7 protein-coding genes are annotated in these 8,059 nt (G+C 66.3%); all 7 read left to right on the forward strand.

Translation table 11 applies throughout. The annotated features are described in order from the left end of the window. Positions 1-1,079: acetyl-CoA hydrolase/transferase family protein (locus tag ACY45C_RS06720; protein WP_462186771.1), on the forward strand; the 1,079-nt coding region annotated here is incomplete at its 5' end. Between the two features lie 387 nt (positions 1,080-1,466). Beyond that, positions 1,467-2,858 (forward strand): glycosyltransferase family 4 protein, encoded by a 1,392-nt coding sequence (locus ACY45C_RS06725; RefSeq protein ID WP_462186772.1) that lies wholly within the window; start codon positions 1,467-1,469, stop codon positions 2,856-2,858. Continuing rightward, positions 2,855-3,628, forward strand: a complete 774-nt coding sequence (rfbF, locus tag ACY45C_RS06730; protein ID WP_462186773.1) for a glucose-1-phosphate cytidylyltransferase — start codon at positions 2,855-2,857, stop codon at positions 3,626-3,628. Before ACY45C_RS06725 ends, rfbF begins: the two co-directional genes overlap by 4 nt. Before the next feature lie 5 nt (positions 3,629-3,633). Then, entirely contained in the window at positions 3,634-4,674 is a 1,041-nt protein-coding gene (locus ACY45C_RS06735) for an NAD-dependent epimerase/dehydratase family protein (protein ID WP_462186774.1), read from the forward strand. Positions 4,675-4,789: 115 nt separating this feature from the next. Further along, on the forward strand, positions 4,790-5,980 hold the full coding sequence (locus ACY45C_RS06740; RefSeq protein ID WP_462186775.1) for a class I SAM-dependent methyltransferase: 1,191 nt from the start codon (positions 4,790-4,792) through the stop codon (positions 5,978-5,980). After that, positions 5,981-7,225: a class I SAM-dependent methyltransferase gene (locus ACY45C_RS06745; protein ID WP_462186776.1), complete on the forward strand. Its 1,245-nt coding sequence runs from the start codon at positions 5,981-5,983 to the stop codon at positions 7,223-7,225. It begins immediately after the preceding gene. Positions 7,226-7,276: 51 nt separating this feature from the next. Then, the coding region (locus tag ACY45C_RS06750) for a glycosyltransferase family 2 protein (protein WP_462186777.1) at positions 7,277-8,059 on the forward strand (783 nt) is incomplete at its 3' end.

An 8,059-nucleotide genomic window follows, 5' to 3' on the forward strand; every position in this document is an offset into this window, starting at 1 on the left:
AGCGCGACGGCGTGACGCCGGAGACCGCGTTCGTCGGCCCGGCGATGCGCAACGTGCCCGGCCTCGACTACCTGCCCAACCGGCTCAGCCTCGTACCCCGCCTGCTCGCGACCACCCACCGGCCCGACGTCGTCGTGTTGCACACCAGCGTGCCCGACGGAGGGAAGGTCTCGCTCGGCACCGAAGTCAACATCCTGCCGGCCGCGGTCGAGGCGGCCCGCGCGCACGGGGGACTAGTGGTCGCCCAGCTCAACCCGTCGATGCCCTACACCTTCGGCGACGGTGAACTGAGCATCGACGACGTCGACCTCGCCGTGGAGGTGGAGCAGCCGCTCGCCAGCCCCGCGGTCACGCTCGTCGACGACGTCCGCGGGCAGATCGGCGAGCGGGTCGCCGCGCTCGTCGAGGACGGGGCGACCCTGCAGCTCGGCATCGGCGGTGTCCCGAACGCCACGCTGTCGGCCCTCGTCGACCGGCGGGATCTGCGCGTGTGGACCGAGGCCTTTTCCGATGGCATGCTCGCGCTCGAAGCCTCCGGCGCGCTGGCCGCCGGGACACCGCTGCGGACCTCGTTCCTGTTCGGGTCGGCCGAGCTCTACTCGTGGGCGCACCGCAATCCGCGGTTGCTGCTGGTACGCACCGAGATCGTGAACGACCCGGGGGTCATCGCCCGGCAGCCGCGGATGACCTCGATCAACACCGCGCTGCAGGTGGACCTGTATGCGCAGGCGAACGCGTCCTGGATCCGCAACCGCATCTACTCCGGCTTCGGTGGGCAGTCCGACTTCGTCGTCGGCGCGCTGCACGCGGCCGACGGCAAGGCGATCATCGCCCTGCCGAGCCGGCATGCCCGGTCGGGGGATTCCTGTGTGCTGCCGCGGCTTACCAGCCCGGTCACCAGTTTCCAGCACAGTTACGTCGTCTCCGAGAACGGGACCGCGGCCGTGTGGGGGCGTGGTCAGCACGAACAGACCGCCCGACTCATCGACCACGTCGCCCACCCCGACGCCCGAGCCGGCCTGACGGAGGCGGCCGGGTCGCTGGGACTGCTCGCCGGCCGCGCATCGTCGACCGTCTGATCCGGGACCGTCTGATTCGATGACCGTCTGATTCGGTAAGCTGACCAGAAAGCCGAGGAACGCACGACAAGTCACTGGCGGTCCGCTGCCAGGAGCGGCTTTGCGTCAAAAAGCGCGAGAGTGACCCGGGCATTAAAGGCGCGAACACGGCATCCATGGCGGCCATGGCTGCCGTCGTCAAACAGCATGGCTGGAATAAGCCGCCCCCAACGGTCAGTTCTGTCGTTCCTGTGGCGAGAATCGGCCGAGCCCGGCACCAAGACGCGACACGCAAGTTTTTCAATCGCCGGTGATGCCCAGGCCGGCCGCTAGCCTCGCCATAGCGGAAAGGGAGGGATGGGTCCACAGTCCGCGGGCAACGGGGTCGTTCATCTTCGGGAGAAAAATGTGGGACAGACACGCGACGGGACTATCTCGTTGGCTACGGCTGCGAATACTCTCACGTCGGCGCCTGACGCCGACTCAACCGAATCTCCCGACGTTGGCGACGCAGGACGGGTTCTGATCGTAGTTCAGAACCTGCCGATTCTGATCGACCATCGGACGTGGCAGGAATGCCAGGCGCTTCGCAACCAGGGCTACCAGGTCGCCGTAATATGCCCACGGGGCCCGGGGCAGCGGCGTCACCAGATCGTCGACGGTGTCAGCATCTGGACCTATCGCGGCGCACCCCGGACCCAGGGTGTACTCAGTTACGTTTTCGAGTTCGGCTACTGCTGGGTGCGAACCGCTGTCCTGTCCGTCGCCGTGGCCCGCCGGCACGGATTCGACGTGATCCAGGCGTGTAACCCGCCGGACACGTACTGGGCGCTCGCGCTGTTCTACAAGCCGTTCGGCAAGAAGTTCGTCTTCGACCATCATGATCTCTGTCCGGAACTCTATCGCTCACGGTTCGGCAAGGACGGGGGGCTGTTGCTCCGCGCGCTGCTGCTGCTTGAACGGATGAACCAGCTGGTCGCCGACCACGTGATCGTGACCAACGAATCGTACCGGCGGCTGGCCCTGACTAGGGGGCGGCTGCCATCGGAACGGGTGACCGTCGTCCGAAACGGACCGGACCCCGAACTGATGAAGCCTGCCGCGGAGCGTCCCGAGTTGCGGCGCGGCCGGCAGCACCTTGCCTGTTATCTGGGAATAATGGGCCCGCAGGACGGTGTCGACCGACTCCTCGATGCCATACATCACTATGTCCACGTTCTCGGGCGCACCGACTGCGCCTTCGCCCTGCTGGGATTTGGTGATTGTCTGGACGATCTGCGGAAACAGTCGAGCCGGCTCGGTCTCGACGACTGGGTCGAGTTCACCGGGCGGGCCGACGACCAGATGATCCGGGACTATCTGTCCACCGCTACGGTCGGATTGTCGCCGGACCCGCGGAGCCCGCTGAACGAGGTGTCCACCATGTCCAAGACGCTCGAATACATGGCCTATGCGCTGCCGGTGGTGGCCTATGACCTGACCGAGACCCGGGTGAGCGCCGAGGACGCCGCCGTCTACGTACCCTCCGACACGGTGGCGGACTTCGCCCGGACCCTCGCCGAACTGCTGACGGACCCGGACCGACGCCGGACCCTTGGCGCCCGGGGCCGGGAGCGCATTGTGAACGAATTGTCCTGGCGGTATTCGGAGCCCAGCTACGTCGGGGTCCACGACCGGCTACGTGGTCGCCAGGCCAGCTACCCCAGTATCCCGGTCCCTCGCCAGGGCGGCTTGACCCGCGTGGGCGGCTCGGCAGCGCCGGTTCACACGGCCGGGTCCCGGGAACGAGCGGAACGATGAAGGTCGGTATTCTTGCCGGCGGTCTGGGAAGCCGGTTGGCGGAGGAGACGGTCATCAAACCCAAACCGATGATCGAGATCGGGAATCGGCCGATCATCTGGCACATCATGAAGTACTACGCCCACTTCCAGTTCGCCGATTTTACGATCGCACTGGGGTATAAAGGAGAATATATAAAACGCTGGCTGGTGGACTACGCGGCGCTGACCAGTGATCTCACGGTGTCGCTCCGGAATGGTGATGTGGAACGGCACGGGGGTACCTCGGAGGATTGGCGGGTAAATCTGGTCGACACCGGTCAGAATACCGCCACCGGCGGTCGTATCAGGCGACTCGCGCCCTGGATCGGTGGCACGGGGACGTTCATGTTGACTTGGGGGGACGGCGTAGCGGACATCGATCTCAACACGTTGCTCGACTTCCACCGCTCGCATGGCAGGATCGCCACGCTGACCGCCGTGCGGCCACCCGCCCGGTTCGGGCACCTCGAGCTGGCCGGGGGCCAGATCGTGGAGTTCTCGGAGAAACCACAGGCCGGTGAGGGCTGGATCAACGGTGCCTTCTTCGTCCTAGAACCGCAGGTCTTCGACTACATTGCCGGCGACGACACCCAGTTCGAGAAGGAGCCCCTTGAGCGGCTCGCCAAGGACGGTCAGCTCATGGCATATCGGCATGGCGGCTTCTGGCAGTGTATGGACACGGTACGCGACCGCAAACTCCTGCAGTCGCTGTGGGATGGCGACTGTGCGCCCTGGAAGGTATGGGACTGAGCTCGATGCGTATTCTGGTCACCGGACACGACGGATATATAGGAACCCGTCTCGTCCCGCTCTTCCGGGCCGCCGGGCACGATGTGGTTGGTCTGGACAGCGGACTGTTCTCTGGGTGTACCCTCGGACTCGATCCGGACTTCGTGCCGGCGTTGAAACTTGATATTCGGGACGTCCGGCCGTCCCATCTGGAGGGTTACGACGCGGTGGTCCATCTGGCGGGCATATCCAATGATCCGCTGGGTGATCTGAACCCAGCCGTGACCTATGACATCAACGCCCGGGGGACGTTGCTGGTCGGGCGCGCCGCCAAGGCCGCGGGCGTACCGCGTTTCGTCTTCTCGTCCTCGTGCAGCCTCTATGGCGCGCACGGAGACGCGCCCATCGACGAGTCGGCCGAGTTTCATCCGGTGACCCCCTACGGCGAGTCAAAAGTGATCGCCGAACGGGAGCTCGCCGAGCTTGCCGACGACGATTTCAGCCCGGTCTTCCTGCGCAACGCCACGGCGTACGGCGTCTCACCCCGACTGCGTGGTGACCTCGTGGTGAACAATCTCACCGGCTACGCGGTGACGACCGGCGAGGTTTACCTCAAGAGCGACGGGACGCCGTGGCGGCCGCTGGTACACATCGAGGACATCGCCCGGGCGATGCTCGCCGTGTGCGAGGCGCCCCGCGAGAAGATCCACCTCAAGGCCTACAACGTCGGCCGGTCGGCGGAGAACTATCGGATACGCGACGTGGCCGCGATCGTCGAGGAGGTCGTGCCGGGCGGCCGGGTGGTCTTCGCGGACACGGCCGGGCCGGACAAGCGGAACTACCGGGTGGACTGCGACCGTATCGCCGAGGAGATACCGGGATTCCGGCCGGTGTGGACCGTCCGCAAGGGGGTCGAGGAGCTCTACTTGGCCTACGTCGCCGCCTGGCTGACCAAGGAGGACCTGATCGGCTCCCGCTTCCAGCGGATCCGGCGCATCCAGCAACTCATGGCGGACGGTCTGCTCGACGCCACCCTGCGGTCGGCCGCACCGATGCGGGTGCTATGAGCGTGCTTGGCTGCCACTCCCGCGGCTCGACGTACCTGCCGTACCCGCGGTACCTGCCGTACCCGCGGCGGGGCGGCCGGTTTATCCTTCCCGTTCCGCCACCGAGGGTCGTACCATGACTGACCAGTCCACCGCCTGCCCCGCCTGCGGCGGTTCCCGTCTCACCTCCTTCTATGCAAAGGACGACGTCCCGTCGCACAGTTGTCTGCTGCTGGCCGGCGAGGACGAGGCCCGGGCGTTCCCGAGGGGTAACCTGCGGATCGCCTTCTGCGAGGGCTGCGGCTTCATCATGAACACGGCCTTCGATCCGGCCAAGAATCAGTATTCCGCCCGTTATGAGGAGACGCAGGCATTCTCCACCCGCTTTCAGGAGTTCGCGCGGGACCTTGCCAAGCGATGGACCGACAAGTACGACCTGTACGGGAAGACGGTCCTGGAGATCGGGTGCGGCAAGGGTGAGTTTCTCGTCCACATGGTCGAGCAGGGTGCCGGGGCCGGCATCGGGATCGACCCGGGTGTCCGGCCCGAGCGCATCACCAGCCCGGTTGCCGGCCGGCTGACCTGGATCACGGACCTCTACTCCGAGCGGTATGCGCACCTGACCGCCGACGCCGTCGTGTGCCGGCACACCCTGGAGCACATCGCGCCGGTCGGCGACTTCATGCGAATGATCCGGGCCGCGATCGGTGACCGGACCGATATCCCGGTCCTCTTTGAGCTGCCGGACGTCCTGCGGGTGCTGCAGGAGGCGGCGTTCTGGGATGTGTACTACGAGCACTGCTCCTATTTCAGCGCCGGTTCGCTGGCGAGGTTGTTCCGAGCTACCGGGTTCGAGGTGCTCGACGTCTCCCTCGACTATGACGACCAGTACCTGCTGATCGAGGCGCGGCCGTCCACCGTTCCGGCGGCCGGTGACCCGCTGCCGATCGAGGACGACCTGGCCACCCTGCGCGTCGGGGTACGGCACTTCCAGCGTGAGGTGGCCACGACGCTGAACCGGTGGAGCGAGATGCTGCGGCACGGGCAGCAGCGCGGCGAAAAGGCGGCGATCTGGGGTTCGGGCTCCAAAGGTGTGTCGTTTCTGGCGACCCTCGGCCCGGCCGCCGGCCTGGTCCGCTACGCCGTCGATATCAACCCGCACAAACACGGCATGTTCATGGCGGGCAGCGGCCACCGCATCGTCCCGTCCGAGTGGCTGCGGGAAGACAGGCCGGACCTTCTGATCATCATGAATCCGATCTATCGTGACGAGATCGCGGGGGAATTGACCCGGCTGGGTGTCGACACCGAGCTGAGGGCCGTCTGAGTGAGCAATGTCTGTCTGGTGAACAACGTCTGTCCGGTGACCAATGTCTGTCCGGCGTGCCAGGGCACCGCGCTCGAAGACCTGGTACGTGTTGAGCGTTCGCCGGTGATGACCGGCGTGCTGTGGCCGTCGCGGGAGGCCGCTATGGCCGCGCAGCGCCGTGCTCTGGAGCTGTCGCTGTGTGCCGAGTGCGGCACCGTGGTCAATGTCGCGTTCGAGGCCGGGCTCGTCGAGTACGGCGGCGAGTATGACAACTCGCTGCACTTCTCGCCCGCCTTCCGGGCGTACGCCGAGGCGTTGGCGGACCGTCTGATCGTCCGGCACAACCTGGTGGGGCGGGAGATTGTCGAGATCGGGTCGGGCAAGGGGGACTTCCTGCGCCTGTTGTGCGTCCGGGGACTGTGTGCCGGAACCGGGTACGACCCGACCTACATCGGCCCCGAACGTGCCGACGACGCCGCGGTGACCTTTGTGGTCGACCTGTACGGTCCGCGCTATTCCCATCTCCCGGCAGATCTTGTCGTCTGCCGGCACGTCCTTGAGCACGTGTCCGATCCACTGGGCTTCCTGACCGATATCCGCAATGCGCTGGGCGGCCGGGACGCATCGCTGTATCTCGAGGTGCCCAACGGCGGCTTCGTCCTCGGCGAGGCGGGGGTGTGGGACTTCATCTACCCGCACGTGTCGTACTTCTCGCCGGCCGGACTCCGGCGGGTGGTGAGCGCGGCCGGGTTCACCGTCACCGACGCCGGGACGTCCTACGGTGACCAGTTCCTCTGGATCGAGGCCAGGACGGCGCCGCCGGCCCGTCCGCCCGGTCGGATCGGACCGGCCGCCGGCGAGGACGTGGTGGCGACGGACCGGTTCGTGGTCCAGGCCAGAAAGTTCGGTGACGTCTACCGGGAGGTTGTCGGGCGCTGGTCCGCGCATCTCGCCGACCTGGCGACGGCCGCCGATTCCGCTTGGGACGCGCCGCGTGCGCTGGTCTGGGGGGCGGGGTCCAAGGGGGTGGCATTCCTCAACGTGTCGGACGCCGGTTCCGCCGTGCGGGGAGTCGTCGACCTCAACCCGCGGAAGAGGGGCTTGTTCGTGCCCGGCACCGGGCATCCGGTGTTGGCACCCGAGGACCTGTCGGTGGAGCGGGTGGGGCGCGTTTTTCTCCCGAATCCGCTGTATCTGGACGAGGTGCGCGGCCGGTTGGCGGAACTGGGTGTGCCCGCGGAGGTCGTGCCACTTAGTAGTTGACAAGCTCGTCAGCAGAGGTCCGGCTCCGGCCGGACGGAGGGACGATGGAGAATGGCCATACCTGTCGACAGCGGCACCCAGGGTGAGGCCCGACGCAAGGGGCATGATCGCCAGGCGGGGCCTGGTGTCCCGTCACCCCGCCCGCCCGCCCGGCCGCTCGTGACGGTGGGACTACCCGTCTTCAACGGGGAGAACTTCCTGGCCCGGGCGCTGGAGTCGATCGTCGTGCAGGACTACCCGAACCTTCAGATCGTCGTCGCCGACAACGGCAGTACCGACCGAACCGAGCAGATCTGCCGGGAATTCGTCCGCCGGGATCCGCGGATCGAGTACCACCGGAGTCCGGTGAACCGCGGCGCGGCCTGGAACTACAACCGGATCGTCCACCTCGCCGAGGGAACCTACTTCAAGTGGGCCGCCCACGACGACCTCTGCGCCCCCGCGTTCGTCAGCCGGTGCGTCGCGGCCCTGACCGCCGCGTCGCCCACTGCCGTCCTGGCCTACCCCAAAACGGCGCTCATCGACCTGAACGATACGGTGACCGGTGGCTTCGAGGATGGGATGAACCTGTGTGAGCCGACGCCGCACGAGCGTCTGCGACACTTCCTGTCGACCCGCACCGAATACCATCCGGTATTCGGTGTCATACGGGCAGAAGCGATCCTGAAGACGGATCTTATCGGAAAATACGTCGGTTCCGACGTGGTTCTCCTGGCGCAACTCGCCCTGGGTGGACAGTTTGTCGAGGTGCCCGAACGCCTGTTTCTCAGGCGTTTCCACGAGAACACTTCGATGAATGCCAACCCGGGTGCTGAGGAACGCGCTCTGTGGTTT

Source organism: Frankia sp. CcWB2, assembly GCF_977927585.1.

Excerpts from the sequence above, each read along its gene's own strand:
- rfbF (WP_462186773.1), top strand. The coding sequence starts at position 2,855 with ATGAAGGTCGGTATTCTTGCCGGCGGTCTGGGAAGCCGGTTGGCGGAG.
- ACY45C_RS06735 (WP_462186774.1), top strand. The coding sequence starts at position 3,634 with ATGCGTATTCTGGTCACCGGACACGACGGATATATAGGAACCCGTCTC.
- ACY45C_RS06740 (WP_462186775.1), top strand. The coding sequence starts at position 4,790 with ATGACTGACCAGTCCACCGCCTGCCCCGCCTGCGGCGGTTCCCGTCTC.